Origin of the sequence: Agrobacterium sp. MS2, from assembly GCF_003261015.1 — a bacterium.
GTDB classification, from domain to species: Bacteria; Pseudomonadota; Alphaproteobacteria; order Rhizobiales; family Rhizobiaceae; genus Agrobacterium; species Agrobacterium pusense.
On record NZ_QLNF01000017.1, the window covers coordinates 1 to 26932 of the forward strand.

Annotated in this window: 23 protein-coding genes and 3 pseudogenes; 7 read left to right on the forward strand and 19 right to left on the reverse strand. The window is 59.7% G+C overall.

Annotation, left to right across the window (positions count from 1 at the left end; translation table 11 throughout):
• From DOU54_RS09915 to DOU54_RS09935, 4 genes and pseudogenes are all read right to left on the reverse strand, one after another.
• On the reverse strand, nucleotides 1–697 hold a 697-nt coding region (locus DOU54_RS09915; RefSeq protein WP_193603313.1), incomplete at its 3' end, for an ArdC family protein.
• A gap of 272 nt (nucleotides 698–969) precedes the next feature.
• On the reverse strand, nucleotides 970–1557 hold the full coding sequence (locus DOU54_RS09920; RefSeq protein ID WP_113731094.1) for a hypothetical protein: 588 nt from the start codon (nucleotides 1555–1557) through the stop codon (nucleotides 970–972).
• 397 nt (nucleotides 1558–1954) lie between these two features.
• Nucleotides 1955–2266, reverse strand: a complete 312-nt coding sequence (locus DOU54_RS09930; RefSeq protein WP_072495300.1) for a hypothetical protein — start codon at nucleotides 2264–2266, stop codon at nucleotides 1955–1957.
• 134 nt (nucleotides 2267–2400) lie between these two features.
• Nucleotides 2401–4158, reverse strand: a pseudogene (locus DOU54_RS09935) (ParB N-terminal domain-containing protein).
• A 941-nt stretch (nucleotides 4159–5099) separates the two neighbouring features.
• Here DOU54_RS09935 and DOU54_RS09945 point away from each other — a divergent pair.
• On the forward strand, nucleotides 5100–5360 hold the full coding sequence (locus DOU54_RS09945; protein ID WP_072495302.1) for a hypothetical protein: 261 nt from the start codon (nucleotides 5100–5102) through the stop codon (nucleotides 5358–5360).
• Nucleotides 5361–5577: 217 nt separating this feature from the next.
• On the opposite strand, the pseudogene DOU54_RS09950 reads toward DOU54_RS09945, so the two are convergent.
• The 5 genes and pseudogenes from DOU54_RS09950 to DOU54_RS27390 all read right to left on the reverse strand — a co-directional run.
• Nucleotides 5578–6422, reverse strand: a pseudogene (locus DOU54_RS09950) (lactate dehydrogenase); the annotation flags it as partial.
• Nucleotides 6423–6522: 100 nt separating this feature from the next.
• The gene (locus DOU54_RS09955; protein ID WP_113731096.1) at nucleotides 6523–6924 is read right to left on the reverse strand and encodes a DUF3085 domain-containing protein; all 402 of its coding nucleotides are present in this window, start codon (nucleotides 6922–6924) and stop codon (nucleotides 6523–6525) included.
• Between the two features lie 13 nt (nucleotides 6925–6937).
• Nucleotides 6938–7546 (reverse strand): DUF1419 domain-containing protein, encoded by a 609-nt coding sequence (locus DOU54_RS09960; RefSeq protein WP_072495304.1) that lies wholly within the window; start codon nucleotides 7544–7546, stop codon nucleotides 6938–6940.
• A gap of 141 nt (nucleotides 7547–7687) precedes the next feature.
• Entirely contained in the window at nucleotides 7688–8653 is a 966-nt protein-coding gene (locus tag DOU54_RS09965; RefSeq protein ID WP_113731098.1) for a DUF3991 and toprim domain-containing protein, read from the reverse strand.
• 212 nt (nucleotides 8654–8865) lie between these two features.
• Complete coding sequence (locus DOU54_RS27390; RefSeq protein WP_037092990.1) at nucleotides 8866–9042, reverse strand: hypothetical protein; 177 nt, start codon at nucleotides 9040–9042, stop codon at nucleotides 8866–8868.
• A 495-nt stretch (nucleotides 9043–9537) separates the two neighbouring features.
• Here DOU54_RS27390 and DOU54_RS09975 point away from each other — a divergent pair, with 495 nt between their 5' ends.
• Complete coding sequence (locus DOU54_RS09975) at nucleotides 9538–10377, forward strand: DUF3800 domain-containing protein (protein WP_072495307.1); 840 nt, start codon at nucleotides 9538–9540, stop codon at nucleotides 10375–10377.
• 52 nt (nucleotides 10378–10429) lie between these two features.
• Here the strand turns inward: DOU54_RS09975 and DOU54_RS09980 are convergent, their stop codons facing one another.
• The 3 genes from DOU54_RS09980 to DOU54_RS09990 are packed head-to-tail and all read right to left on the reverse strand — an operon-like array spanning nucleotide 10430 to nucleotide 15880.
• Nucleotides 10430–13687, reverse strand: coding sequence for an error-prone DNA polymerase (locus DOU54_RS09980; RefSeq protein WP_113731100.1), 3258 nt, complete (start codon nucleotides 13685–13687; stop codon nucleotides 10430–10432).
• Nucleotides 13684–15195 (reverse strand): Y-family DNA polymerase, encoded by a 1512-nt coding sequence (locus tag DOU54_RS09985; protein ID WP_193603314.1) that lies wholly within the window; start codon nucleotides 15193–15195, stop codon nucleotides 13684–13686. The genes DOU54_RS09980 and DOU54_RS09985 overlap by 4 nt, the downstream gene beginning before the upstream one ends.
• Entirely contained in the window at nucleotides 15116–15880 is a 765-nt protein-coding gene (locus DOU54_RS09990) for an ImuA family protein (RefSeq protein WP_037092995.1), read from the reverse strand. The genes DOU54_RS09985 and DOU54_RS09990 overlap by 80 nt, the downstream gene beginning before the upstream one ends.
• Before the next feature lie 873 nt (nucleotides 15881–16753).
• Here DOU54_RS09990 and DOU54_RS27975 point away from each other — a divergent pair.
• The 3 genes and pseudogenes from DOU54_RS27975 to DOU54_RS10005 all read left to right on the forward strand — a co-directional run.
• Nucleotides 16754–16867 (forward strand): annotated as a pseudogene (locus DOU54_RS27975) (non-homologous end-joining DNA ligase); the annotation flags it as partial.
• 59 nt (nucleotides 16868–16926) lie between these two features.
• Nucleotides 16927–17700, forward strand: a complete 774-nt coding sequence (locus DOU54_RS10000; RefSeq protein WP_113731102.1) for an SOS response-associated peptidase family protein — start codon at nucleotides 16927–16929, stop codon at nucleotides 17698–17700.
• A gap of 91 nt (nucleotides 17701–17791) precedes the next feature.
• On the forward strand, nucleotides 17792–18205 hold the full coding sequence (locus DOU54_RS10005; protein ID WP_113731105.1) for a hypothetical protein: 414 nt from the start codon (nucleotides 17792–17794) through the stop codon (nucleotides 18203–18205).
• A 702-nt stretch (nucleotides 18206–18907) separates the two neighbouring features.
• On the opposite strand, the gene DOU54_RS10015 is transcribed toward DOU54_RS10005, so the two are convergent.
• Nucleotides 18908–19273, reverse strand: a complete 366-nt coding sequence (locus DOU54_RS10015; protein ID WP_286079879.1) for a response regulator — start codon at nucleotides 19271–19273, stop codon at nucleotides 18908–18910.
• 233 nt (nucleotides 19274–19506) lie between these two features.
• Here DOU54_RS10015 and DOU54_RS10020 point away from each other — a divergent pair, with 233 nt between their 5' ends.
• Nucleotides 19507–19743, forward strand: a complete 237-nt coding sequence (locus tag DOU54_RS10020; protein WP_113731108.1) for a DUF6894 family protein — start codon at nucleotides 19507–19509, stop codon at nucleotides 19741–19743.
• A 281-nt stretch (nucleotides 19744–20024) separates the two neighbouring features.
• A complete protein-coding gene (gene ligD / locus DOU54_RS10025; RefSeq protein WP_113731110.1) occupies nucleotides 20025–22676 on the forward strand; it encodes a DNA ligase D in 2652 nt (883 codons plus the stop codon).
• Between the two features lie 12 nt (nucleotides 22677–22688).
• Here ligD (DOU54_RS10025) and DOU54_RS10030 read toward each other — a convergent pair whose 3' ends face one another.
• From DOU54_RS10030 to ku (DOU54_RS10055), 6 genes are all read right to left on the reverse strand, one after another.
• Entirely contained in the window at nucleotides 22689–22964 is a 276-nt protein-coding gene (locus DOU54_RS10030) for a hypothetical protein (protein ID WP_037093005.1), read from the reverse strand.
• A 10-nt stretch (nucleotides 22965–22974) separates the two neighbouring features.
• Nucleotides 22975–23274, reverse strand: coding sequence for a DUF982 domain-containing protein (locus DOU54_RS10035; RefSeq protein WP_113731112.1), 300 nt, complete (start codon nucleotides 23272–23274; stop codon nucleotides 22975–22977).
• 68 nt (nucleotides 23275–23342) lie between these two features.
• Nucleotides 23343–23819 (reverse strand): Hsp20 family protein, encoded by a 477-nt coding sequence (locus DOU54_RS10040; protein WP_037093008.1) that lies wholly within the window; start codon nucleotides 23817–23819, stop codon nucleotides 23343–23345.
• Between the two features lie 169 nt (nucleotides 23820–23988).
• On the reverse strand, nucleotides 23989–25020 hold the full coding sequence (gene ligD, locus DOU54_RS10045) for a non-homologous end-joining DNA ligase (protein ID WP_113731113.1): 1032 nt from the start codon (nucleotides 25018–25020) through the stop codon (nucleotides 23989–23991).
• Entirely contained in the window at nucleotides 25017–25829 is an 813-nt protein-coding gene (gene ku / locus DOU54_RS10050) for a non-homologous end joining protein Ku (protein ID WP_113731115.1), read from the reverse strand. Before ku (DOU54_RS10050) ends, ligD (DOU54_RS10045) begins: the two co-directional genes overlap by 4 nt.
• Nucleotides 25830–25840: 11 nt before the next feature.
• Nucleotides 25841–26740 (reverse strand): non-homologous end joining protein Ku, encoded by a 900-nt coding sequence (gene ku / locus DOU54_RS10055; RefSeq protein WP_113731126.1) that lies wholly within the window; start codon nucleotides 26738–26740, stop codon nucleotides 25841–25843.
• Nucleotides 26741–26932 lie beyond the last annotated feature (192 nt).

A 26932-nucleotide genomic window follows, 5' to 3' on the forward strand; every position in this document is an offset into this window, starting at 1 on the left:
GCGTGGCCGATAGGAGAAGTCTCATCCTTGAAAATCGGCCATGCGGCATAATCGGACTTACGGCATAATGGGTCGCCTCATGGCTGAGGACAGCTGCGTAGCCGGCAGCATCGCGAAACGCCTCGAACGGAGGCATCTGGATATAATCCATGACCGGGGAATAGTAGGCTTGGTGGCCGCCATGCCGAATGACCGCACCCGTATTGCGGAAGAAGCGATCGGCGCTCTCGATGCGTTCGACCGGGTCAAGGACCTTGGCGGGCGGCGCATAATAGCTGTCGGGCAAACCGTCGATTTGCTCGACGTTGAACACCGAATAGGCCTTCAGGAACGGGATCTCCCGGTCGACCTCGTTACCATTTCCGTCCGCTTGGGACTTGGTGAAACGGCTGGCGAAAACGACGGTCGAGCCGGTTTCGCCCTTGCGCACGGCCCCTCCCAGCTCGAGCGCCTGCTTGAACGTCATCCACATCGGCGAGGCGAAGCCACGTGACATCTGCTCCGACCACAGGAGGAGCACGTTCATGCCTGAATAAGGAAGGCCGTTATGGCGCAGCGGCCGGCTAATACGGCCACCGATGTTGGCGGCGCTCCACGGCTTCATCCAGGGACGGACGCCCTTTTCAAGATCCTCAACGATCCGATCGGTGATCCGCGTGTAGATGTCCGCACGGTCCGATCCTGATTTCTTTGCCATGACTTCTCTCTCCTTTTCTTAAGGCCGCGCCGATCGCGGTCCGTCACGGAGGTCCGAAGTCAGGGGCCGATGGTGTGGCCATGCACCGGAACGGCCGCAACAGCGTGGAGGACGGCAAAGCCGTTGCATGGGCACCCGGCTCCTGCAGGACCATCCAACGGGACGGGCCGCGATAGGCGTGTCTCCAGCTTTATTCTGAACATGAAAAAAGCCGGCGCCCGTGGGCGCCAGCCTGAAAAGGGAAACGGCGGGGTGCCACCCCGCCAAGTGCGTCATCCGAAAGCGGCTAATTGAGCCTCGGCCGCCTTGCGGTCGAGCGAGGCGCCCGGGTTTTCGACCGGGCGGTCGAAAGGCTTCCAGCTCTCGCCGACGACCTGCTCGTAAGCGGTCACCGCGCCCTCGGCTGCCATTCGGAGTGCGTGGGACTGGACGCCCATGTCGGCCGCGAATTCCCGCTTGCGCTGGGCGGCGCTGTCGTAGCCGACCGGGCCGTCAAGATCTTCATCGCGGGCATCGTTCGATGCCTTGGCAGTTGCGTCGCGCGCTTCGGTAACGGCGCGGGAGTAGAACTGACCGGCGCCGTGCGCCGAGCGGACGAAGGCTCCGACAATGCGCTGCAGGTGGATCTGCATCGCCTTCTCGCCGAGCCCTTCGGACAGGCTGTCGGCGGTTTCGGCGATCAGCCGCTCATGCAGACTGCGGATGCCATCGCTGTCGACGACCGCAGTACCGAAGCTCTCGGCGATCTTGAGCGCCTGAGAGGCGTCGGGGCACGAGAGGCGGACCATTTCGAGGGTGGCGCCGCGGCGAGATTGCGAAATCCGTGTGTTGGAGCGGTTGGGAGTTGCGGGCTTGGCCATATCAGGTCCTTCCTTGGCTGCCGAAGCGGTTCCGGCCCGTGCCGGTCTGCCCTTCGATGCGGACGACCAGAACCGGCAAAGGACGGGCGGCTTCACAGGTCCGATCCGGCTGAACAAGCAGGGCAGGTTTGCGGGCCAGCAGGTTTGCGGGCCAGCAGGTTTCGACCTGCTTGGGACCGCGAGCCTGCTCTCGCGCAGTGAGGCTGGATCGGCCGCTCCGCGGCGCGACAGCGGCCTTGAAACGCCCGGCCGCCGGTTCAGACCGCAGCAACAAGAAGGGCAGTCGACACGGGCCCCACATCTGTCTCTAGCGGGAAGGAACTGATATAACCAAGCCCCATGCCGACGACATCGAAGACGGGCAAGTCCGGTACCAGCACCGTTGTTTCGAGTCCGCCTATGCCGCCAGATGATGCACAGGCACATCGTCGCGATGCCGCAGCTCACGGATGACCTGTTCTTGCATCGCCAAACTGCAGGCAACGACGTCAAGTTCGACCCACCTCTCGAAGGTAAGGCGGTCGATGAGCTCCTGATGAAGAGTAAGAGGTCCGGATCTTCGACGACTCCGGCTCCGGGCCTTCACCGTTGTCGCCTGTCTTCTGGCGCGCGACACAATCTTTCGTGTGAGACATTCCAGATGCCGCTGGGTCTCTTGCCGGGCGCCGATTGCTTTCGCCAGCAGCTTTGAGACGCCGATGTTGATCATAACTGCTCCTTCAGGCTTTGCCAGCCGGCGAAGGACTATGGAGCTGTTAGCGGATAATGAGTTCGTGCTGCTAGCGACCTCCACCCCTAAAAATTCAGGGGTGGCTTGTGCCATGTCTGAGCGAGGGATGACCGTCATGCTGTCGCTTTCTGATCGACGTCTTGGGCAAGCTCTTTGTCGTCGGACGGATCTGTATCTGGCAGCTCGTCCTGATCTGCGTCCTCATCAATGTGCCGTTCCTGGTCCTCAGCGGGCTCGTCGGCTTGGCCGCTATCGTCATCATGCGGGGCCGTGCCGATGGTATCGGTGGGAGAGCTCGCCCGGATCCAGTCGAGCAACTCGTCGACTACTGGCGCGAAGCGGGCAGATGCATGGACGAAGCGCTCGTTCTGGAAATGCTCGACGAGCGTTGCGCGGGTCTCGCGAACCTTCTGGCGCGGCTGGACGGCTGCTTCGGCGCAACACGCTTCCAGCGCCTGGCGAGAGAGGCATAGGAGGAAGTCCTCCGAACCCATGTTCGGCAGGTATTCGTCGGCGCCGATCGCCTCGCCGGCGATGCGCGAAACCATTCCGCTGTTCGACATTCCGCGGCGGCACGAGAGGACATCGATCAGGACCGAGCGGACCGCGATCCGAAGCGTGTCCTGATCGAAGGCGAGCTTGCCATGCTCGTCGAACAGTGTGACCCCATGGCGCGAGAAGCGCTTGCCGCCGTAGAACGTCCCGCCTGCACCGGAGTCGACACGGACGTTCTGCCCGGCAAAAGCGAGCACCAGGAGCGCCATCAGCATGTCGTCCTCGATCGGCGCGCTACCTAGAGCCTCGTGCAGGGCATCTGTGCGGAAATCGCCCATCATGTCATGGCCCTTCTGGGTCACGTCAGGCCGAACCTTCTGCGTCGTGAATGCACCGGTATCATCGCCGCCTTCCGCAGTTCTCTCCGCGCCGCTTCCCTTCGGCTTGGCCGTTTCGGGCAGGCGGTAATGCACTGTCTAGACCTTGCCATCGCGGTCAAGGTAAAGCGCGGTGTGATCGGACTTGGACGGCTTGCCGTAGACTTGGGCCGCCTTTTTCGGCAGCTCCGGCTGGCCCCAGCTATTGACCTCGACGATAGCGCCGCGCTTCGGCAAGTTGATTGTCATCCATTCATGCTGGGCGCCAAGGAACCCCTCGACATTGGTGGTGTAGCGGCCATCCTGATCGGCGGGTGCGAAGAGGTCTTCGGCCCACTCGATCCCGTAGGCCTGGGCCAGATCGTCGCCGAAGCTTGCGTCCCTGGCATACATGCGCTTTTTGGTCAGAGCATTGGCGATCTGCCACCACGGAGCCGTGTCGCCCTTCTTCGGCTTGTGCGCCTTCCAAACCTCCTTCTGGTCGACCTGACCGGCGGCCGCGATGATCCGCAACTGCTGCTCGGACGGCATGTCGCCCAGCGCCATCTGTTCGAGCATCGCTGGCAGGACGTTGGCTAGCAGCCGCAGCTTGCGGATCTGGCGGACCGGAAGAGCGAGGGCGACGGCAATCGCTTCCTCGGTCCAGCCGAGAGCAACGAGACGCTCGATGCCGCGCCATTGATCCACGGGGTTGAGCGCTTCGCGAACAGAGTTTTCGACCATGGAGCGCATGGCTCCGTTATCGTTGGCGGCATCTGCGACGAGAATCTCGATTTCTTCCAGTCCGGCGGCGATGGCCAGCCGCACTCGGCGATGCCCGGCGTCGATTATATAGCCGTTTCCACCATCCGTCTCCGGGGCGACCACCGGCGGCTGGACGATGCCGACGGCCTTGATCGTCGCCAGCATCAGTGCATCCGCCTGCGGCGACGACTTCGTTTGGCGCATCCGGTCACGGTTTTCCTTCAGCGCGCGGGGGTCAACCTTCATGATCTGCATGGGATTTATCCTTTCGGGAGGTTCCGGACCGGCGCCTTGCCGGCCCTTCTTGTCTTCATTTTTTCTCGAAGACACCTCCCGGACCGCGGGGCGGCCGGACTGCCGCAACTGCGGCCGAGCATGCCTGCTGGGAAGGGCGAGCGGGGCTTCCAGCCCTGCGCAGGACAATCAGCCGGGATGGCGCAGGCGGCGGTTGAGCGCTAGCGTCGGCAGGCGGACCGATCTGCGACCGGTTCTTGCTTCCTGCTTTCCTCTTTTCTCAAATCCTCATTGTTCAGTTTGGCCCAACCGCTCGACGACCGGAGAACGTGAGCGGCCGCCATTTTTCGAGGATGGGACTAGGTTCGGCGCCCGAGAAGGGCCAGACCATCGGCGAGCATGCGCTTCAAGATCAGTTTCCTGCTCTCCGGTGTCGCAGAGGCAATTTCGGGGAGAGGGATTGTAGGAGGCGGCGGATTGCCAATTTCCGCCAGGGAGATCGGCTCCTCTGTCACTGGAGCGACAGTGACATGGGTTATTGTTGTCTCATCCGATCTGACCGACACGGTGAGCTGTCCTCCGGAGCGGAGGCGGTCAACGCCTGTCTGAGCGGCCTCCTGCTCATCTTGAGCTTCGACCAGCGATGTCTGCGTTACCAGGAAAAATGGCATGTGTTCCCACTAGGTGTTTTAGTGCAGATCTCATTCGCAAAAGTGGCGTGGTCAAGGTGCAGCACCGCATTTGCGGTCGCATTGGACACAAAAAAGGCGCTCGACCCGCGAGGGGAGCGCCTTCTTCTGTATCCCGGGACAACGTCAAACGCCGCGGCGATTGCAGCGAGCAGGACATTGTCTCATCGGGAAGTAGTGCATAGATATTGTTGACGAAGGGCAATTTCAAGTCGCGGTCCAGAACGTCAACTGTTAGATCTTGTCGCTCATCAGGAATGCCAGGCAAACATCATGACCACAGATACCGAGACGCGGAGAACTATCGCGCAACGAGTAATTGATCGGGCGGCAGCGCGCGGTACGCCGGTTGACGCTGATCCAGCGTTCCTCGCTGCGGTGGAGGACTGGGTCCGGGGAGATATCGACATGAAGGCCATGCGCGACCGGTACCTTGAAATAATCGCTCTTCAAGCTGCCGACCGGAGGGGCCTACGCACAACTGGCCTCGGCAAAAATCCCTTAGGTTCCTTGGCCGACGCGAAGGAAGAATAAAAAAATGGGCCTGGGAAAACCGCGGCCCATGAAGTGTGGAGATCTAAACCTCCAGAGGGGAACAGCTGCTGCGACGGAGCTGGGAGGTGACCGTCATCTGCATCAGCTAAAGGCCTTATGCCCGAATTTTGATCAGCTGGAAAACATTTATTGTGCAACGCAGCTATGCAGCTGCCGCGACGGTCTCGTTGTCTAGGTCTGCCGACAATTGAGCCTCGATGAAGTAGTCGTGCAGGCGCAGGCCGAGCGAGCGATAGTTTCGGTCTGAGCCGACGGTACGATCGAAAAAGGCCGGATTGACGATAGCGAGATCGTAGATCGGCGTCAGATCGGTGCGAACGAAGTCGCCGGTGATGATGCGTGCCTTAGGCTGAAGCAAGCTCACGATGCGGGCGGTGACCGGATCGAGTTCGATCCCGGTCACAGAAGTGGTGTCGCGATATGTCTTCGGCATCAATGCCGGGAACAGGCCCGTGCCGATGCCCGGTTCAAGGACGCGGCCGCCACGCCAGCCAAGTCTGTGGATGCCGGACCAGATCGCCCGGATGATGAACTCAGGGGTGAAGTGGGCATACTGGGTGCAGCGGGCAAGCGACGCATAATCGGCCTCAGAGACGGCGGTCTCGAGCGAGGAGCCGATCTCATCCAGCCCTGCCGGAAATCGTTTTCACCCGGCCGTCGGAATACGCCGTTGGCCAGCTCGCCGGCGCCGAAGCCGGTGAAACGGATCAGCTCCGCCTGCTCCTTTGGCGTCGCCGGCCGGTCCTGCCTGGAGATATCATTGGCAACGAGGATCGCCGCAACGTTGGCGCGGGCACGATCCTTCCAGGAGGAAGGCAGGCCGCGGTCACCCTCAAGATAGAAGTTTACCCGAAGGCCGGTGCGCCGGATGGGGGTGGAAGCGACCGGCATGGCAGGTGGCGGCGCCGGCGGCGTGGGTTCCGGATCGTCGTCATTGGCGGCCGCAGGCGAAAAGGCGCCGAAAGCGGTCACGCCAAGGCCCAGGCCGGACGATAGTGCGGTATTGCCAAACATGTCGAGCGTGAAGGGATCGTTGCTCATGATAAATTCTCCTTATGAAGGCGCGCGTCGTCGTCCAGCGATTGGGATGCGCTGATGAAGAGACGCTGATTGGCGTTGGGGATCGGCTCCGGCGGAGACGTTACGACCACTCGATAATGAAGAGTTCCATCGAGTCCTCGTCGAAGGTGATGCCGAGGTGCCTCGCATTCGGAGTGGCGGCGATCATCGCCCCCAGTTGCTCGGCATCGATGAATTCGACACCGTCGTCTCCTCCGAAGGTTCTGCGCTTGACTTCGAACCAGTCGTCATTCGTGCGGGGATCGCATTCGAGTGCGTAAGCGACGAACGGCTTCTCGCCATCCGGCAGTTTGCCGTTCGAGCACAAGTAGACACCGTGATCACCCACGAGCCAGACACCTGGCTGCTCGTCGCGCCCAGGATGAAGGCCATAGTGGGGATTGCGAAAGCCGCCATTGGCTTGTGCATCGGCGCGACCGCGAGCGATCACTGCCCGCACGGTTTCAATCGGAAACGAAAGCATGGAAAGCGCCTCCTCACGCTGCGACTGCCGTATCGGGCAGATGGCGCAGTTGAACGGGCAGTTTGGCTGCGATCTCGTCGTCGGTCAGGTCATCAAGCAGCTTCAACCTGGCAGATCCGGCTTTGCTGAAGAGAGTGATGACACGCTGACACGGAAGATACTGCAGGGTGGTTTCATCGGCGTAGCCACGATAGGTGTCCGCCGTGGTACTCCAGATGTGCTCGAGGCGCTCGTCTCGGGTAATTGCCCTCACGGGACGCGTTTCCCGCTCGATGATCGCCAGCCGCATGTCTTCCACCGACCCGCCGTCGGAGAGGTCGCAATAGGCGTGGAAGAAACGAATGACTCCGTCGATCCGCAGCGCGAGGAACACCGATGTGACGGATTCGGTCAGGAATTCGCGCATCGCGAACATCGAACCCCGGATCCACAGCGGCGGCAGGATCTCGAACATGAAATCATGCTCACGCTCGGCGATTTCGAACCACTCGCCTGCATAGAGCGCGCTCGCGTCACCGTGGAAACGGTTTGGACGCTGTGCATGCCGATCGAACATTCGGAACATCTGATGGCGCTCAGTGATGCCCTGGTAGACTTTACGCATTGCGGATGGGGTGCTCATTGGCGGCTCCTCGGGCCCTGTCCGGACCGAAGCGCGGTGCTGCCCTGCCGGCTCACCATCCTCTTCAGTCCTTCATGACCCCTCCCCTCACGCCGCCTCTTCGTCGGACGGGTCAAGGGCCGCTATCGAGCGGGCGAAGCTTCACCCTTGACGCGGCTGGCGGGCATGCGGCAGGCCTCCTCTTCCCGCCCTCGCATTCTTTTCCTTCTTTTCCTCTTCCCGCGCTTTCAGCGCGTCATTCCAGTCCTCGGCCGGCGGCTTCAGCCGCAGCCAGTCGCAGCCCACCTCATCGGCGATGGCACGAAGGCGGCCGGCAAAGGTCTCGCCCTGGCTATTGGCGTCGGTGGCCGCGACCAGAACAGCGCCGGGACGCGCGGCCAACTGGCGCATTGCCGATTCTGTCGCCGGTGCCCACCCACCGCCGGTGCTGAGATAGAGGCTGCCCTGACGAAGCCCTTCGAGTGCCGAAAGGCTCATGGCGTCGATCGCCGCTTCAGTGACGCAAAGACGCTTGGCGTCGGAAGAGCCAAAGCGAAAGAGAATTTTAGAACCGCCTGCCGAAAAGCCGCGCCAATCGGGACCGCGCTCCTCCCAGCCAGTAACAACCCCATCGTCATTGACATGCGCGGCCCACATGCTGCTATAAGGGCCTTCCCGAAGGACACCACTTTGGATGGCCTCCCGGATGATCGTTGCCGGCAGGCAGCGCTCGCTGCGCAGATAGCGCCAGGTCATCGATCCCTGCCACGGCCGACGTCGTGTTGCCCAGCGTTCAGAGACGGAACTGCTGTGAGCGGGCTTTCCGGCCGGACGAGACCAGGCGGGATCCCTGGCGACGATGCCGACAAGAGCGGCCACCCGGTCCAGCGCCTCGACGAAGGTGACGCCGTCCAGATGCTCCGCAAGAGAGAAGACATCACCCTTCGCGTCAGACAGTGGATCGAACCATCCTCGCCCGCCATGGATGACGATGACGATTTCCGCACCGCGCCGGTATTTCACTGCCTTGCGGGTGCTTTCCTTGACGTCGATGGCGAACCCAGCCTGCTCCAGCAAGGCTGCGCACGGGACACGGTCCCGAAGTTCCCTCAGTTTCTGTTTTTCCATTGTTTTTCTCGGCGCTTGGCGCCGCCTTTCTCTCCAGATTTATGTCTCCCGCAATTTGCGGGACCGTTTCCGGCGGCCGCGAAGAGCAAAGGGGTCAAGGGCGCGGCTGGCAATCTGCAGATTTGCATTCCATTCCGGATGATCTGCCAGCAGCGGCGAGAGCTTCCCTTGCCGCCTGCCGCGCGCAAGCGGCACAAAGGAAAGTAGGGGTCTCAATGAGACCCGCCCGGAACGTATTCGTGGACGATCTCCCGGTCGTCCTCTTCATCGAGTTCGTCGCTCGGCAGAACGCCGAACTCGTTGCCGGACCTGAACAGTGTGACCGGAACCATCAGGGTGCGGGCGAGCTGGAAGGCGTGGTTCTGCGCGAGGGAAAGATCGGTGTTCATCTGAGGCTCCATCGTTAGAGCGGGCCGATCCCGCTCAATGGCAACCGTCAGTGTCCGGAACCGGTCGCGATCACTGCGAAGGCAAAGCCGAAGCGGCCGTAGCTTGGCTCACGGACCCCGTCAGCGGGTTTATCGACGGAGATCCGGGGCCGGACCAGGAGGCCATCCATCAAGAGCGGGATTGGGACGCCTCCATGGACCTGCCTCCGACAAACGGCGATCGTGCTGATGCGGATCTTGTTGTAGCCCTCGATACCTGACGCTACCTTCTTTTCGCTTCGGTCATCAGGTCAGAGTCGATGCCTATGACTGCTGGAGGCGGATCACAGACGACGTGAAGCCGCGAACGCTAGAAGTTCACGATTGTGAGCCATGCGGAGCCGCCTCTTGAAAAGCCGACACGCAATCGATATATATTGATCATAGTCGAGAGCGCTGATCCGTCGGTGCGTTGAACGATTGTTTCACTCGGCTTACCGAATTGGAGCGGACCGCATGCGGTCCGCTTTTTCGTTTCAGGGGGATTCGTTGCATCTATTATATCTCGACGAGTCTGGTCACTCGCATGATCCAAGCTCCGACTTCTTTGTCCTTGCAGGCTTTAGCATATTCGAGCGCCAAACGCATTGGCTGGAAGCCCAGATAGATCCTGTAGCAGCGCGCTTTAGCTCAACCAATCCTCGAGAAATCGAGTTCCATGGAAACCCAATGCGCTCGGGCAACGGCACCTGGAAAGGTGTGCCTCCAAACGACAGAGTTCAAGCCGTTGTCGATATCTTGTCGCTACTGGCAGACAAGCAATTGCAGTTGAAGGTCTACGCCTGCGTCATCGAAAAGAAGCTCTTCTCTCCGAACGATATTCTGGCTCGGAGCTTCGAGGAGGTGGCTTCGTGTTTTGATGGCTATCTGAAGACGCTTTACAAGAAAAAGAATCCCCAGCGCGGCTTGGCCATCCTCGACAAAAGCAATTATGAGGAGAAAATCCAAACCCTCTCTCATGTGTTCAAGCACGTCGGGCATGCCAGCGGCCAACTTCGCAACTTTGCCGAAGTCCCGCTTTTTCTGGATTCGAAGGCATCGCGCCTGATTCAGATGGCGGATTTGATCGCTTACTGGATTTTCCGTCACTTTCAGTCAGGCGACCAGCGTGGCTTCGAGCTCATAAGGCCGTACTTTGCCCGGTACGGCATCGGGCCAGTCTCAGGTCTGCGCTGTCATGTCTCGCCGGAGACAGAAGCGCGCCTCGCTTCGCTTCCAGTTCCAGCTCACCCTTTTCCGATAGCAACGCCGAAAGCTATGGCCGCCGCATCCCAAGTCGCCACGCCTGAGGATTGAAGCGGTTTTGGTGGTGCATGCGCTCCCTCGACACGCTCGGTCTGAGCATTTTTCATTGGAAATTCCGGCTCTTCACTTTCAGCGTATCGATATGAAGGTCCGGTGTGAACATGTCGCGCGGGACAACGGGCTTCGGCCGATCGCGTGAATCCGGCCCGCCGCCCCCGTGGGCAAATTCATCACCGCGACCAGCCGGCAGTCTGAACTCCGTATCCCGATCGGCAAGGCCAACCAGATCGCCGGAGAGATCGAAGAGTTGCTGGGCGACGAGATGGACGACCTCCCCTTCCCGCTGAATACGCCCGTTGATCGCCATCATCGACGATCCCAGCACGATGCGCCTGCGCTTCTCGAACAGAGTGGGCCAGACGACAATATTGGCAGGCCCCGTCTCGTCCTCGATGGTGATAAACATCACACCCTTGGCAGATCCAGGCTTCTGCCGCACCAGCACGAGTCCAGCGGTGTAGACCCACCGTCCATCCCGGGCATTCATCGCCTCTGCGCAGGTGATGATGTTGCGTGCCGAAAGGTCATCGCGAAGAAAGGCGACCGGATGCTGGCGCAAAGTGAGCCCGGTATGGCTGTAGTCCTCGATCACGTTGTGGCCGTCGGTCATTTGCCGAAGCGCGACCTCCGGCTCCTGCTGTTCCGCAATGGCTGCCATCTCGCGCTCGGCGGCGGCTGCAAACAAGGGCAAGGGCTCGTCGCGCAATGCCTTGATCGCCCAGAGAGCGTCGCGCCGTTCGAGTTTCAGCGATGGCAGAAAGGCGTCGGCCTCCGCGAGTTGAACAAGCGCTTCGGTCGGCACGCTGGATCGGCGCCACATGTCATCGACCGAGGCAAACGGGCTGTTCATACGCGCCGCCACGATCCGCGCGGCGTCCGCGACAGCCAATCCTCTCACCTGCCGGAAGCCCAGCCGAACAGCATGTCGATCAGTGCTGCCGATCCTTTCCAGCGTGCAGTCCCAGCGCGATCGGTTAACGCAGACCGGCCGCACCTCGACGCCATGCTTGATCGCGTCCCCGACGATCTGGGCAGGCGCATAAAAGCCCATCGGCTGGCTGTTCAGTAGCGCTGCGCAGAATACATCCGGATAGTGGCACTTGATGTAGTTCGAAGCGTAGGCAATCAACGCAAATGAGGCTGCATGGCTCTCCGGAAAGCCGTAGGAGCCGAAGCCTTCCAGCTGCGAGAAGGTCTTTTCGGCGAACTCGGGCGAATATCCGTTCTTGACCATGCCGGACACCAGCTTGTCCTTGAAGCGCGAGACGCCACCAGTGAACTTGAAGGTCGCCATAGATTTGCGCAACTGGTCTGCCTCGCCGCCCGTGAAGCCGGCACAGACCATCGCAACGCGCATGGCGCTTTCCTGAAACAGCGGCACGCCCAGCGTTTTGCCGAGCACCGCCTCCAACTCGGGTGTCGGATACTCGACCGGCTCCTTGCCTTCGCGCCGGCGAAGATAGGGATGCACCATATCGCCCTGAATTGGGCCCGGTCGGACGATCGCCACCTGCACGACGAGATCGTAGAAGGTGCGCGGTTTTAACCGCGGCAGCATCGCCATCTGCGCGCGGCTTTCGATCTGGAACGTGCCGAGCGTATCGGCCTTGCGGATCATCGCATAGGTGGCGGCATCTTCCTGCTCGATCTTCGAGAGATCAAGATCCTCACCCTTGTGTTCGTGGATGAGGTCGAAGGCTTTCGCCATGCAGGTCAGCATCCCGAGCGCCAAGACATCCACCTTCATGAACTTCAGTGCCTCAACGTCATCCTTGTCCCATTCGATGATCTGCCTGTCTTTCATCGTGGCGGGTTCGATCGGCACGAGATCGTCCAGCCGGTCATGGGTGAGGACAAAGCCGCCGGGATGCTGGCCGAGATGACGCGGCGCGCCCATCAGCTGCTGCGCGAGTTTCAGGGTCAGCGCTAAGCGCCGGTCGTCCGGGTTGAGATTGAGCTCCCTGATGTTTCTGTCGGGTACTTCTTCCGACCACGACCACATGCCTGACGATAGCGCCTTGATAACATCCTCCGGCAGGCCAAGTGCCTTACCGACATCGCGGATCGCGCCCTTGGCGCGGTACCGCGTAACGGTGGCGCAGAGGGCCGCCTTATCCTTGGTGTAGGTCTTGTAGATCCATTGGATGACCTCCTCGCGCCGTTCATGCTCGAAGTCGACATCAATGTCCGGCGGCTCGTCGCGTTCCTGGCTGACAAAACGCTCGAAGAGCAAATCATTGGTCGAGGGATCGATCGATGTGATGCCGAGAATATAGCAAACAGCACTGTTGGCTGCCGATCCCCTTCCCTGACAGAGAATGCCATGGCTTCTGGCAAAGCGCACGATCGAAAACACGGTCAGGAAGTACGGCGCGTATTTCATGGTGCGGATGAGATCGAGTTCGTGGCGAACTGTCTTTAAAACATCCGGTGGCAGGCCTTCCGGATAACGATCGGGCGCACATTCCCAGACGTAATGCTCGAGCGAGGCCTGGGCGTCCTTGCCCGGTACGATGGCTTCCTCCGGGTACTGGTAGGTCAGCTCCTCAAGCGAGAATTTGCAGCGACGCACGATCTCCACCGTCCGCGCCAAGGCCTCTGGGTAGCGTGGAAACAACCGTTCCATCTCCTCCGGCGGCTTCAGATATCTGTCCGCATGTCTCTCGCGCTCGAAGCCGACATCGTCGATCGTGGTGTTGTGCCTGATACAGGTGACGATGTCCTGAAGCTGCCGACGGCCCGGCTCATGAAACAGCACGTCGTTGGTGACGACGGTTCTGACCTTGAACCGCGCCGCCATGTTGGAAATCTCATGCAGGCGCAACTGGTCGTTCGGTCGCCGACGCAGACAGAGAGACACGTATGCGCGATCACCAAACAACTCAGCCATTTTTCGAAGCTGGATCGCGCAAAGATCATCCGGCAGATCCGGCACCATAACGCCGATCATTCCCTCGGAGTAAGCGACGATATCGTCCCAGTGCAGGATGCAGTTGTTCTTGCCGCCACGCGATTTGCCCAGCGTGATGAGGCGCGTCAGGCGCGAATAGGCGGATCGGTCCATCGGATAGACCAGCACCGACATGCCATCAACCAGATCGAGCCGACAGCCGACGACCAGGCGCAGACCGGTGGCGCGGGATGCTTCCAGCGCCCGGACGATCCCGGCCAGCGAATTGCGATCGACAACGCCGAGTGCATCGATACCGAGCTGTTTCGCCGTCTCGAACAATTCCTGTGCGGAGGAGGCGCCGCGCAGAAAGGAAAAGTGGGTCGTGACCTGGAGCTCGGCGTAGCTCATGCGAAGATCCCGTGGCAGAACCAGCGATGGGACCCGGTCTCGGGATCCACCCCGTCACCGGAGCGGAACACCCACAGGCGCTCGCCTGCCTCGTCCTCGATGACAAAGTAGTCGCGTACCGCCTCCATCTCGGCGTCGCGCTGCCACCACTCCCCGAAGATGCGTTCCGGGCCATCGGCGCGTTTGACCTTACGGCGCTTGCCGCGCCACACGATCGAGACGGGCGGCCGGTCCGGCATCAGAGCGATCGCCTCGATCAGTTCGGGGCGTGATAAAAGCCGGACCGGACGGCGCCAGTGGCTCACCCAGCCAATTGCAATCGGTTCAGCAACCGGACTGATCCGCTGGACGGAGCGTTCCGGCACATCGGATGCAACCGGCGCGACGCGATAGACCCTCTGTCCACGGTTTCCATAAATGTCGATCAGAGGCGTCACATCGGTGATGTCATCCTCGACCAAAGCAGAGACTTTCTGCGCCTCTTCCAATGGCTCGGCCAGAACGGCAACAAGGATGAGCTTCTCGATCCCGAAACCCGGCTCGATCTTTTCGGTCCGGTCCCTGAACAGTTTCGTCAGCCAAGCGATGTCCCGGGCAGGCTTGGCGGTGCCTGCGCGAATGGCCTGCCTGGTACCGTCGACCTTCTCGACGATCAGGTCGGCACGGCGCACCCCAAGGCCGCGCTTCTCAAGCTCATCGACCAGTTGCACGACGAGGCGGCCGACATATTTGTTGATCGTTTCGGCAGCGCCAATCGGTTCAGCGAAGGCTTTCGAGACTTCGACCAGCTCAGGGGTGCGGATCGGCTCGATAGGCTCGGCGATACGACAGAGCATCTGGTCGAGACGGCGGCCGATCTCCGGACCAAAGCGCAACGTCAGCGGCGCGCGCGGGGTATTGGCAAGCTCACCGATGGTCTGGAAACCAAGGATGCGCAGATCGCTGACAATCTTGGACGGCAGGCGCAGGAGCGAAATCGACAGCCTTTCGACCGCCCGAACGGTCTCGCCCGGCGGAACCACGATCGTTTCCCGATTGATGGCCCGCGCACAGGCATGGGCCGCACCCCAGCTGTCGGCGACCGCCACGCGGGCAGTCAGCTTCCTGCCCAGAAACTGGTTGGCGATCTTTGTCACCATTGGCAGCTCGCCGCCCTGCAGGTGGTCGGCGCCTTCGGTATCCATGACAATGCCATCGATCCCGTCAACGGCGACGATCGGCGAATAGATCGTCAGCGCCCAGAGCGTGATGCGTTCGAGGGCTACCCGATCGGCTGCGGGATCTGCGTCAACCATCATCAGGCCGCGAAACAGCGACTGCGCCTTCGCCGCCGCCATGCCGACATGCACGCCTGCCGCTCTGGCAGCCGGGTCGGCAGCCGAAACCCATCGCTTGGAACCGCTTTTGGCGATTACCGCGATTGGCTGTTCAGGCGGAATGGAGGGATCGGCTCGACGAATGCGATCCGTCGGCAGATCCGGAAGATAAATGGATACGACCCTTGTCATCACACGCTCTCACGAGAAACTCAGCACACTCACCCGCTTTCACGCGCATCAATTCCAGAAACCACTGAGGCCTGCCCACCCCCGGGACCGGCAGTGCCTCGGACGGCATGACGCTGACCCGCCATCTCGTCGTTGACGCCGTTGGCTGGCCAAAATCATTCGCCTCCGTCTGCCGCCGCCATCGCCGAACGCCGAGCGCCATAGTCCCGGTTCGCTCGGCGGCCAGCTGCAATCGGCGGGAACTCACCATCGGCAGGCGGACAAGTTCGCCGACGACCGCCCCGAGACCGCCAAACGACAGCCCCTCCTCCATATTGGCCAGAACATCCTCTTCCCTGTCGGACTCCACGAAGATCACGCGATCGGGGTGAAGACCGACCTGGGCAAGCGCCGGAAAGAACAAATCCGGTCTCGTCAGACACCAGATGACGGGGCCTTTAGTCCGGGCGGCAATGCCGGCGACAAAAAGCGCGGCGGCTGCACCATCGACTGTACCGGATCCTCCGCCCGCAAACTCATGCAGGGCTCCATAGGCAAGCCCGCCGCCAGGCAAGGACGCATCGATCTCGGGGACACCGAAAGCGAGCGTTCCGGCCCGCTTCGCAGCTGCGCCTTCCATCGAGGCGATGCGGCCACGCAAATCACAGATCACATCGGACAACCCCTTGGGGCGCGCAGCGGTCATCGTTCACGGCTCCCTTCAAGGTCGTGTTCAAAGGATCGACATTATGTCGTACGGGCTATTTGTTCATTTTTTGTTCTCAAAGCACAAAAGAGTCAAGCACCACAGGGTTGAGGAATATTATCCCAACATTAGCAAGACGAAGATTCGCAAAGGATTCAAGGATGTAACGAGGAAAAATTTTGCAGCATTTCCGTCTTGTTAGCTCGACTGGATACCGGGACAGGGATGTGAGGTCATACTATTTTTAAGCTTTTCGTGCTGAACTCGCCTGCATGACGAAGCCGCTCGATCGTAATACCGAAGCCCAGCTCTATTTAAAGCCGCGTCGCTGCGGTTGATTGCATCAATGGCGTGCGACCGATACGGGAGCTTTTAGACCTGAGGCCACATCGGACCTGTAGGCGGATTGCATCAAGCCCCGCCGCATGCAGGGCGATGGCAAAGTTGACCTGTGAGATCAATTCCCTAAAATCCCGCGCAGATCTTCTTGGGGTGCTGCGTTGCAAAAGCTCGAACTTGTTTTTGTTATTTGTAGTTTTGTGGCTTTGGGGACATGGCTTTATTCGGGCGAGTATCGAGCGTATGGCGCCCTCGCGATGATTTGCGTTCTGGGAATCGCTTCGGTCTATCTCCTCTTGACGTCAAAGGAGAGAGTTTACCGGTTGTTTGCATGTATATCACTGACCGTGATTTCCGCTGCAATCGGAATAGCTCTGTTGAGAATGTCGGGACTGACCGGCTAATGCGGGCATCAAGCGACCTAAACGGGCCGCGGAATAGCGCCTGCGCCTTGACATGCGGCGTTCCTCCACGGCGCTTAACCCAGCGGCAATCGCATCCGCGGCCGATGGAGACCAGAGGATAGGCGTGTGCCTGATCGCCGAGATCGAGTTTAGGGCATGGACGGGCGACGATAGACTCCGCCATGCTTCCTGCAAGGGCCTGCAGGAACGGCAGGACAATGCCGACGTTTACAAACTCGACTAGATACGCAGGCGGAAGTCACCGGAAAAACTGCATTCGGTCGCAACGGAGGAATTGCTGCCATGTGCAACCTTTATCGGATGGAAGACAGGGACTGGGTCTCAAAGTGGGCCCAGGACGCCGAACGCCTTATCAACCTCATGCCGGCCTATCAGATGAACCCCGACCAGATGGGGCCGATCATCCGAAACACGGCGGACGGCAAGAAGCAGCTGGTTCATGCACGATGGGGCCTGCCCTCGCCTATCTTCGTCCAAAAGAAAGCCGCCGAAGCAAGGGCGGATAAACTGAAGGCCAAGGGCAAGGCCGTCGATATGGATGAGCTCATCCGCATGGAACCGGATCGTGGCGTGACCAATGTGCGTAAGCTCAACCTGCCTCACTGGACGCGATGGTTCGGCGTCGAGCGCAGGTGTCTCGTCCCGGTCACAAGCTTTGCCGAACCGGACCCGATGAGCAAACAGGAGGGTGGCAATGTTCCCAATGCCTGGTTTGCCCGCGATGATACGAAATCGATGATGTTCTTTGCGGGCATCCACGTGCCGCAATGGAAGAGCGTCCGCAAGGTCAGGGACGGGCTCACAACCGACGACCTATACGGTTTCCTGACGACCGATCCGAATGATCTCGTGAAGCCGATCCACGAGAAGGCAATGCCTGTTCTACTGCTGACGAAGGAAGAAACCGAAGTCTGGATGCGGGCTCCGTGGAATGAGGCAAAGGAGCTCGCCCGCCCGCTACCGAACGACGCGCTGATCATTTCATCACGCGAACCGTACGGATCAACGATCGTTTCGCAAAGTGGAGAACCGGCGGAGCAAGGACGCCTTTTATAAGCGGCGGCCATTACCTGATCACTGCCTGGGCTACGGCCCTATCGATGAGGAGACTAAACCCGCTGAACTGTTCGGAGAGAGGAGAAGGAAGATGCATATCCACCATTACATTCTCGAAAATCACGGTGTCTATCCAAAGAGATTTCTGGAGGATGGTCAATTCTTCGGCATGCGGCAATCCATTCACGATAATCTCGACCAGCGGCTGGTCGCCGAAGTCGATCGGGAATCCGACCTGACTGCCTATTCCGGATATGTTGCCATGGAACTCTGGGCTGATGATGACGACATTCCAACGGGAGCGAAGATCGAGATATTGTTCAGCGAGCGGAAGGGCATCGCCGCCCTCCTCTACGACCATCCTAACATATCCGATGCTTTCATTGAGTGGGTGTTCTGCACCTCACCCGCCGATGCCTTGACCGAATGGAAGAGGAAGGTCCGCTGGCCGCTGATGGAAACATCGAGAGGACCAGTCGATATAATCGGAGGCGCACCTCAGTGAGCCTTGGAAGCAGTAAGGCCGGCGAAGGCATTTATGAAAACCAGTGGTGCACGCATGCCGACTGCAAGCGCCGCAATAACCTCAATTGACGATCGAATTTTCGGAACAGCTCATCGTAGCGACGGTTAGGTAGGCGGATGGTCTTTCCCGGTCCACTGCTCTTGCAGCCGGTCACGGTTGCACAGCTTGGAACCCTCCGCTCTGGAGGGTTTCTTTTTGCTCACATCGCACGCAAATTATGCCCTCAAAGCCATTCAGACCGGCTGCGACAGCCTGCTGCCGGGCTACAACTCTCTACCCTTGAAATCTAATCGTTCGACTCCTCCACGAGAGGAGTTAGACTTATTTCATTGCCACCAACCGAATTCATAGGCGGTGGCACCTGAGGGTTACTACGTGCTCCCGCCTATATCGTATGGAGGACGGCTACGTGCCCAAACCATCAAATTTCCCCGACTGTCCGCTTCGACGCCTCCTTTTCCGCTGGGCCGCGCGCTTTACCGCTGACGAGCGAGTGCAGAGCCGGCTTGTTGAAAAAACGATTGGCGAGATCATCAGGGATTTTCCAGCCGCCGATCACGACTCCAGGATCGATGTAGAGCTTCTCGCGACTTTGCGACGTGTCGCTCTCCAGGAATTCAGTACTCGTCCTGGCCCAGGCGTTGAGCGTCGTTCCGACAACGATCAGTTGTCGAGCGACGGTCAGTGAAGAGTGGTTGACGTTCCGGGTGGACCGAAAAGTGCATCGGCTATATCCCGAAGCTCCGCGCTATCGCCGCTCACAGAGTAACCGCGGTCGTTCGATTTGGCCCGGTTCGCGAAAACGAATGGCACATTGGCGTTCTCCAGTGCAATCGAAACATTCAGCAACGTCTGATCGTCGATCTCCACGTCGACGATTGCGGCGTCAACATCCCACTCCAGTAACGCATCGAGCAGGCATCGTGTCGATCGAACCGATCCCAGGACGGTAGCCCCTGCTGCCTGCAGCCGCTGACGGCACGCAAATGTCAGCATGAGGCGCTGCTCTACGATGATCAGCTTTTTCCCACGAAACGCTCGCAACATAGAGATATCCTCTGTTTGCGCAATGAACCATCTACGAGCGGAAGACGCGGTCGGTTCTCGTGTTATCCATGGCCTACAGCTTGGCAATTAGCGACTGCTGTCATGGCATTCATGCCATACCGCGTATAGCGATGGGGGTTCCCGCTGAGACGATACCTTTTCAGAGGGTCCGATGGAACCATGTTCTTTGAAGGCGGTTGAAAAATCTGCGAGATAAAACAGGTAGCTAAGACATGCAGCGGTATTACTTCCACGTTCGGGACGCTGACGGCCTTTCCGAAGACACTGAGGGAACCATGCTGGCAAATGACGAGCGCGCGTATATCGAGGCCGCACAGGCTGCAAGAGAAATGCTGGCGGAAAAAATTCTCAAGGACGAGATCGTGGACGGTGCAAAGTTCGAGGTTGTCAGGGGCGACGGCGTGCTCGTCGCAAAAATCCCCCTGAAATCTGTCGTCCGGTTTGAATGAACCTTCCTGCCTGGCGATAACGAGACAACACTCACCTCGGCCTGGTCGTCCGTTTGCACTGCCATCCGGCCTTGGTGGCCTCCTGCATGGAACCAAACCATAACCCGTTGCCTTTCCCCCGTTGAGTTCGTGGGCTGTGCTGCACCGGACGCAACAGGGTGATGAATGCGAACCCGTTTCTCATCCCGCACAACGAAAAGACGATTGCGCGTCCACCTGTCCGGCCCGTGCCTCATCCCGTATTCCTTCGAAGCGGGAGGTGGATTTTACCGGGGATACCCATGGCTAACGACAAGCTTTCGACCTACAGGCAGAAACGCGATTTTCAGAAAACGCAGGAGCCAAGCGGAAAAACGAAGCTGAAAGCTTCAAACCGCAGGCGCTTTGTCATCCAGAAACATGACGCCACGCGGCTCCATTATGACCTGCGCCTCGAACTCGACGGCGTCTTCAAGTCCTGGGCTGTGACCAAGGGACCGTCTCTTGATCCCCAGGACAAGCGCCTGGCCGTGGAGGTGGAAGACCACCCGCTGGACTATGGTGACTTCGAAGGCACGATTCCCAAAGGCCAGTATGGCGGCGGCACGGTCATGCTCTGGGATCGCGGCTACTGGGAGCCGGAAGGCAACAGGACGCCCGAGCAGGCTCTCGCCAAGGGCGACTTCAAGTTTACCCTTGAAGGAGAGCGGCTGCATGGCAGCTTCGTGCTGGTGCGGATGCGGAACGACCGTGAGGGTGGCAAGCGGACGAACTGGCTGCTGATCAAGCATCGCGACGACTTCTCGGTCGATGAAAACGGCGCCGCCATCCTTGACGAAAACAACACGTCGGTTGCCTCGGGCAGAGCCATGGCCGCCATCGCCGCCGGTAAAGGAAAGAAACCAAAACCGTTCATGGTGCAGAGCGGCGATGTGCAGGCCGACGCCGTCTGGGACAGCAATCATGGACTGGCGGCAGACAAACGTGCGGCGGATACGAAGAAAAAGCGCCCGGCATCGCGGAAAGCAGCGAAGTCCGCGATGCCCGCCTTCATACCTCCGCAGCTTTGCGAAACGCTCGAACGCCCACCCTCGGCCGATGGCTGGATCCACGAGATCAAATTCGACGGATACCGTATTCAGGCGCGCATTGAAAACGGCGAAGTCACGCTGAAGACGCGCAAGGGGCTGGACTGGACGGCCAAGTATCCGGCGATTGCGACATCGGCCGCAAGCTTGCCTGATGCCATCATCGACGGTGAGATCTGTGCGCTCGATGAAAACGGTGCCCCGGACTTCGCCGCACTTCAGGCGGCGCTGTCAGAAGGTAAAACGGATGCGCTCGTCTATTTTGCTTTCGACCTGCTGTGCGAGGGGAGTGAGGATCTAAGGCAACTACCGCTTACGGAACGCAAGAAAAGGCTCGAAGCGCTTCTGAGCGAGGCGGGGGAAGATCCGCGCCTGCGGTTCGTCGAACATTTCGAGACCGGTGGCGACGCAGTATTGAAATCGGCCTGCAAGCTCTCGCTGGAGGGCATTGTCTCGAAGCAGGCGGATGCCCCCTATCAGTCGGGGCGCACCGATACCTGGGCGAAATCCAAATGCCGCGCCGGACATGAGGTTGTCATTGGCGCTTACGCGAAAACCAACGGCAAGTTTCGTTCACTTCTTGTCGGCGTCTTCAGGGACGATCACTTCGTCTATGTCGGGCGGGTCGGGACCGGCTATGGTGCCAAAACGGTGGATACAATCCTGCCGAAGCTCCGGGAACTGGAAACCTCAAAATCGCCCTTTACCGGAATAGGCGCTCCGAAAAAGGAACCCAACATCGTCTGGGTCAAGCCCGAACTGGTGGCCGAGATCCAGTTCGCCGGCTGGACCGCGGACGGACTGGTCCGTCAGGCAGCCTTCAAGGGTTTGCGCGAAGACAAGCCGGCGAAGGAGGTCGAGGCCGAAACGCCGGCATCGCCCGGGAAAACTGAAACGCCAACGCCGGCCCGGCCAAAGCCGTCGCGACCGGTACGCGGCAAGAACACCAAGGCCGAAGTTATGGGCGTGATGATCTCCAGCCCTGACAAGCCGCTCTGGCCCGATGCAAATGACGGTGAGCCGGTCACCAAGGAGGATCTCGCGCACTATCATGAGGCCGTTGGTCCATGGCTGATCGACCATATCAAGGGACGGCCATGCTCTATCATCCGGACGCCTGACGGCATCGGTGGTGAGCAGTTCTTCCAGAGACACGCGATGCCGGGAACGTCGAACCTGCTCGAACTGGTCAAGGTGTTCGGCGACAAGAAACCCTATCTGCAGATTGATCGCGTTGAGGGCCTTGCCGCCATCGCCCAGATCGGCGGCGTCGAACTGCATCCCTGGAATTGCGAGCCCAACGAACCGGAGGTGCCCGGTCGTCTTGTCTTCGACCTTGATCCGGGTCCGGACGTACCCTTCTCCACCGTGGTCGAAGCCGCGCGGGAAATGCGCGACCGGCTGGAGGAGCTTGGCCTCGTCAGCTTCTGCAAGACCACCGGCGGCAAGGGCCTTCACGTCGTCACCCCGCTTGCGGTACCGAAGGGAAAGAAGCTGAGCTGGCCGGAGGCGAAAGGCTTCGCACACGATGTCTGCATGCAGATGGCCCGTGACAACCCCGACCTTTACCTGATCAAGATGGCCAAGAACCAGCGCAACGGCCGGATCTTCCTCGACTACCTGCGCAATGACCGAATGGCGACTGCTGTTGCGCCGCTGTCACCGCGCGCCCGGCCAGGCGCACCAGTATCGATGCCACTGACCTGGAAACAGGTAAAAGCGGATCTTGATCCGAAACGCTTCACCATTCGCACCGTACCGGCGCTTTTGTCGAAGACAACCGCCTGGGAGGATTACTGCGACGGGCAGCGTTCGCTGGAGCAGGCCATCAAGCGGCTGACGAAGTCGATGAAACAGGCCGCCTGAGACCGGCCTGGATCAAGACCCGTAACGCTGGTCAAGGTCGCTCAGCGCAGCCTGAACCTCATCGATTGAGACAGGCTCCGGTGTTCCAGGCATATGGCGGTACGCCGGCCTTGAGTCGATCGTGTAGAGGTCTGAAGCCCAGGCGGCCAAAATGGTCCGTTTTTCGTCGACCTTGAGCGCGGTTGCGTCCACCACATCGATCGGCCGCGCAATTTCCATACCCTCGAGCAGGATCGTCGGACCCATCAGTGCGATATCGCTTGCGGCAAGCTGCGGGTTCTCGTGCATGTCGGCTTCCTCAACGAACGTGCGGATCCTTGTCGTGCGGGAGACGGGACACGGAGATGACATCAACGTCCAGGGCCAGCAGATCGTGTTTGGCGGCAAAGGCTGCAAACAGACCCCGGGCGGTGTCCGCTTCGATCTCACCGCGCAATGCCGCGCTGCAGGCCTTCAGCGCCATTGAATGCGCCGTATCGCGCATCGATGCCGGCCATTCCGCCAGATGCCGGTAAGCGTCGATGACGCTGCGAACCTCGGTCGGAAATCCAAGGCCGATAAGGATGGTAACGGGCTCTTTGAACATATCGGGTTTCATCGCGATCTCCTTCCTACCCCCGATGTTGACGGGCGCCGCTGCAACGGCGCCCGTTTTTTAAAAATCGATCAGGCCGCCTTTTGCGCTTCGATCTGCGCCGGGGCAACCTTATGGTGAAGGGCCGGGCTGGTCTGGATATCGATCTTGCGTGGTTTCAAGGCCTCAGGAATCTCACGAACGAGATCGATCGACAGAAGACCGTTGCGGAGATCGGCGCCATTCACCCTGACATGGTCGGCAAGTTCGAAACGGTGTTCAAAAGGCCGGCCGGCTATACCGCGATGAAGGTATTCATCGGCGGAAGCGTCCTGCTTCTTGCCGGTAACGGTGAGAAGGTTGGACTGAAAGGTGATGTCGAGCTCGTCCTCGGCAAACCCTGCGACCGCGACCGAAATCCGGTAGCTGTCATCGCCGGTCTTGACGATGTCATAGGGCGGCCAGTCGCTGATCGAGCGGGCGCGCTGGGCATTTTCAAGAAGATTGAAGATCCGGTCGAAGCCGACGGTCGAGCGGAACAGGGGTGCGTAGTCATAAGATGTTGCCATAGCCATATCCTCCTTGAAGCAACATGGGTACAGAAGCGTCGAAACGCGGCGCTTCCAGCAAGTCCAGCCCTGTCTCAGCAGCTGGCGGCAATCGATTTGGTTTTCGGGAATTTGCGATTCAAGGGCGCCGTCAGAAAAAAATGACATCCAGGCGCCGGCCCAGACCAACTCATTTGAGTTCATGGACCGCGGCATTGTCCTGTACCTCGCGCAGGCCTTTATAGGACGCATGACGCAGGTTGCCATCGTCGGTCCAGCCACGGAACTCGATTTCGGCGATGAGCGTCGGCTGCGCGAAGACGTAATTCCTGCCCTTGAGCGGAACGACCGGTGTCTTCGTCTTCAGCCTATCCAGGGTCTTCTTCAGATACGCCGCATCTTTCTCCTTGAACCCGGTTCCAACGGCGCCAACATTGACCCAGTCATGCCCACGTCTCGCCGCCAGCAGCAAACTGCCAATCCCGCCGCGCGCCACCGCCGACTGCTCGTAGCCGACAATCATGAAGCTCTCGCTTTGAACACACTTGATCTTCAGCCAGTCTCCGGTCCGGCCCGAGCGATAAGGGCTGTCACGATGTTTTGCGATGATGCCTTCCATGCCGAGGGAGCACGCGCTCGCCAATAATTCAGCGCCGTCCGCTTCCATTTCTTCGGACAGCTGGATTGCGCCGGTCGCGTCTTCCAGCAGGTCCCCCAGCAAGTGCCGGCGGACCGAAAGCTCGGTACGAGTGAGATCGTGACCATCGAAATACATAAGGTCGAAGGCGAAGAGTACGGCTTCTGTCGACGCCCGTTTGCCGCCTCGCCCGCCGAGCGAGCGTTGCAGAGCGCCGAAATCGGAGCGACCCTCGCCGTTCAACACCACCGCTTCGCCGTCAAGGATGGCTGTTGCAATTCCAAGGTCCCTGGCCGCTGCGGCGATAGCGGGAAACCGGTGCGTCCAGTCGTGGCCGCCCCGGGTAATGATCCGCACACCCTTCGGCTCGATATGGACCGCGAGCCGATAGCCGTCCCACTTCATTTCATAGACCCACTCGGGGCCGGACGGCGGGGCCGTCTTCAGGAGCGCCAGACACGGCTCGACGCGATCTGGCATCGGGTCGAACGGCAGATTGGGCTGAGCCGGATCGCGCCTGCGGCGCGGCTGCGATTTTGCCGTCAGGCTGTCATTCTGCAGGAGCGGCTTGGCGGGGCGTTTCATTTACCGGCCCGGTTCTCGGCCGCAACCGACTTCTTCAGCGCGTCCATGATATTAATGACATTGCTGGGTGCCGACTTCGTCGGTGTGGATGTTCTGGGTTTTGCAGACTTCTTCAGCGCTTTCTTCTTGGCGGCAATGATGTCAAGCAACCGATCCTGAACCGGATCGATGACCATCTTGGGGTCCCAGTGCTGCGTTTGCTTTTTGATCAGTTGCTGCACGAGACGCATCATCTCGCTATCGGCCGTTTCATCCTCTTCGATCCCGCCAAAGTAAGTATCCTCGTCACGGACTTCATCCCCATAGCGCAGCGTCCACAGAACGATACCCTTGCCGCGTGGCTCAAGCATGACGGCGCGCTCGCGCCGGGTAATCACCAGACGTGAAATCCCCACCATGTTCTGCGCTTCCATCGCATCTCTGATGACCGAGAATGCTTCCTGGCCGACGGCATCGTTGGGTGAAAGATAATAAGGCGTGTCGAGCCATATCCACTCGATGCTTTCACGGGGGGTAAACGTCGAGATGTCGATGGTCTTTGTGCTGTCGAGCGCAACGTTTTCCAGTTCTTCGTCTTCGAGGATGATGTATTCATTCTCGCCGCGCTCATAGCCCTTGACCTCATCCTCCTCCCTCACCTCTTTTCCGGTAACACTGTCGACGTAGTGGCTGACGACCCGGTTTTCGGTATCGCGGTTGAGGGTGTGGAAGCGGACCTTCTCACTTTCGGACGTTGCCGGCATCATCTGCACGGGACAGGTGACGAGCGAGAGTTTCAGATAACCTTTCCAATAGGGACGGACAGCCATGATTTCCTCCGTCAGCCGGCGCGGCGCGTCTGTGACGAGACCGCATTTGATTTGGCAGCAGCACCCGGTTTCGAAGCCTTCTGACGGCCAGCACTATTGTTGGCGTTAGAACCGGCGCGTTTCTGGCTGGATTTGGTGCCCATGCCAGCACTCTCACGCAGCGCCTGCAAAAGGTCGTTTTGCCTGGGGACCGCTGCGGCCTTCTTCTTCGGCAGGGCCCTGCCCTCGATCTTTGCCTTCACCAGCTCGGCAACGGCGGCCTCATAACGGTCGTCGAACGTGCTGGCGTCGAAGGTCCCCTTCTTTGTGCCGATAATGTGCTCGGCAAGCTCAAGCATCTCGCCTTCGATCTTCAGGTCCGGCAACTCCTCGAAGGCCTCCGCCGACGAGCGGACTTCATAGTCAAAGTTGAGCGTCGTGGCGATCAGGCCCTTGCCGTGTGGCCTGATCAGCACCGTACGCAGGCGTCTGAAGAGCACGGTGCGGGCGATCGCAGCAACTTTGGCGCTTTTCATGCCATCGCGCAAAAGAACGAAAGCGTCCGTCCCCATCCTGTCGGGCGCCAGATAATACGGCTTGTCGAAATAGACGCTGTCGATCTCGCTGCAGGGGATGAAGGCGTCGATCTTCAGCGTCTTGTCGCTGTGAGGCACGGCAGCAGCCACCTCGTCCGGCTCAAGAACGATATACTGGCCGTTCTCGATCTCATAGCCCTTGACCTGGGCGTCCCGTTCCACCGGATCGCCGGTCTCGCTGTCGATGAATTCGCGTTTCACCCGGTTGCCGGTTCGGCGATTGAGGGTGTTGAAAGCGATCCGTTCAGATGACGATGCCGCAGTATAGAGAGCCACAGGACACGCGACTTCTCCGAATTTGATAAAGCCCTTCCAATTCGCTCGCGGGGCAACCATGACGCAAAACTCCTGCCACAACCAATGCGATTCAAGCGAATCAGCATGCATTTGTTCCGAGTCAAAACGAATCATTTTTCAAGGACTTAGGGCCACGATCACAACTGGCGTTCCGAGTTTGCGCTAGACGCTTGATTCCGGTGCATCTTTTTGCGGCGACGAACGTTTCCTCCTCACGAAACGCAAAGAGGA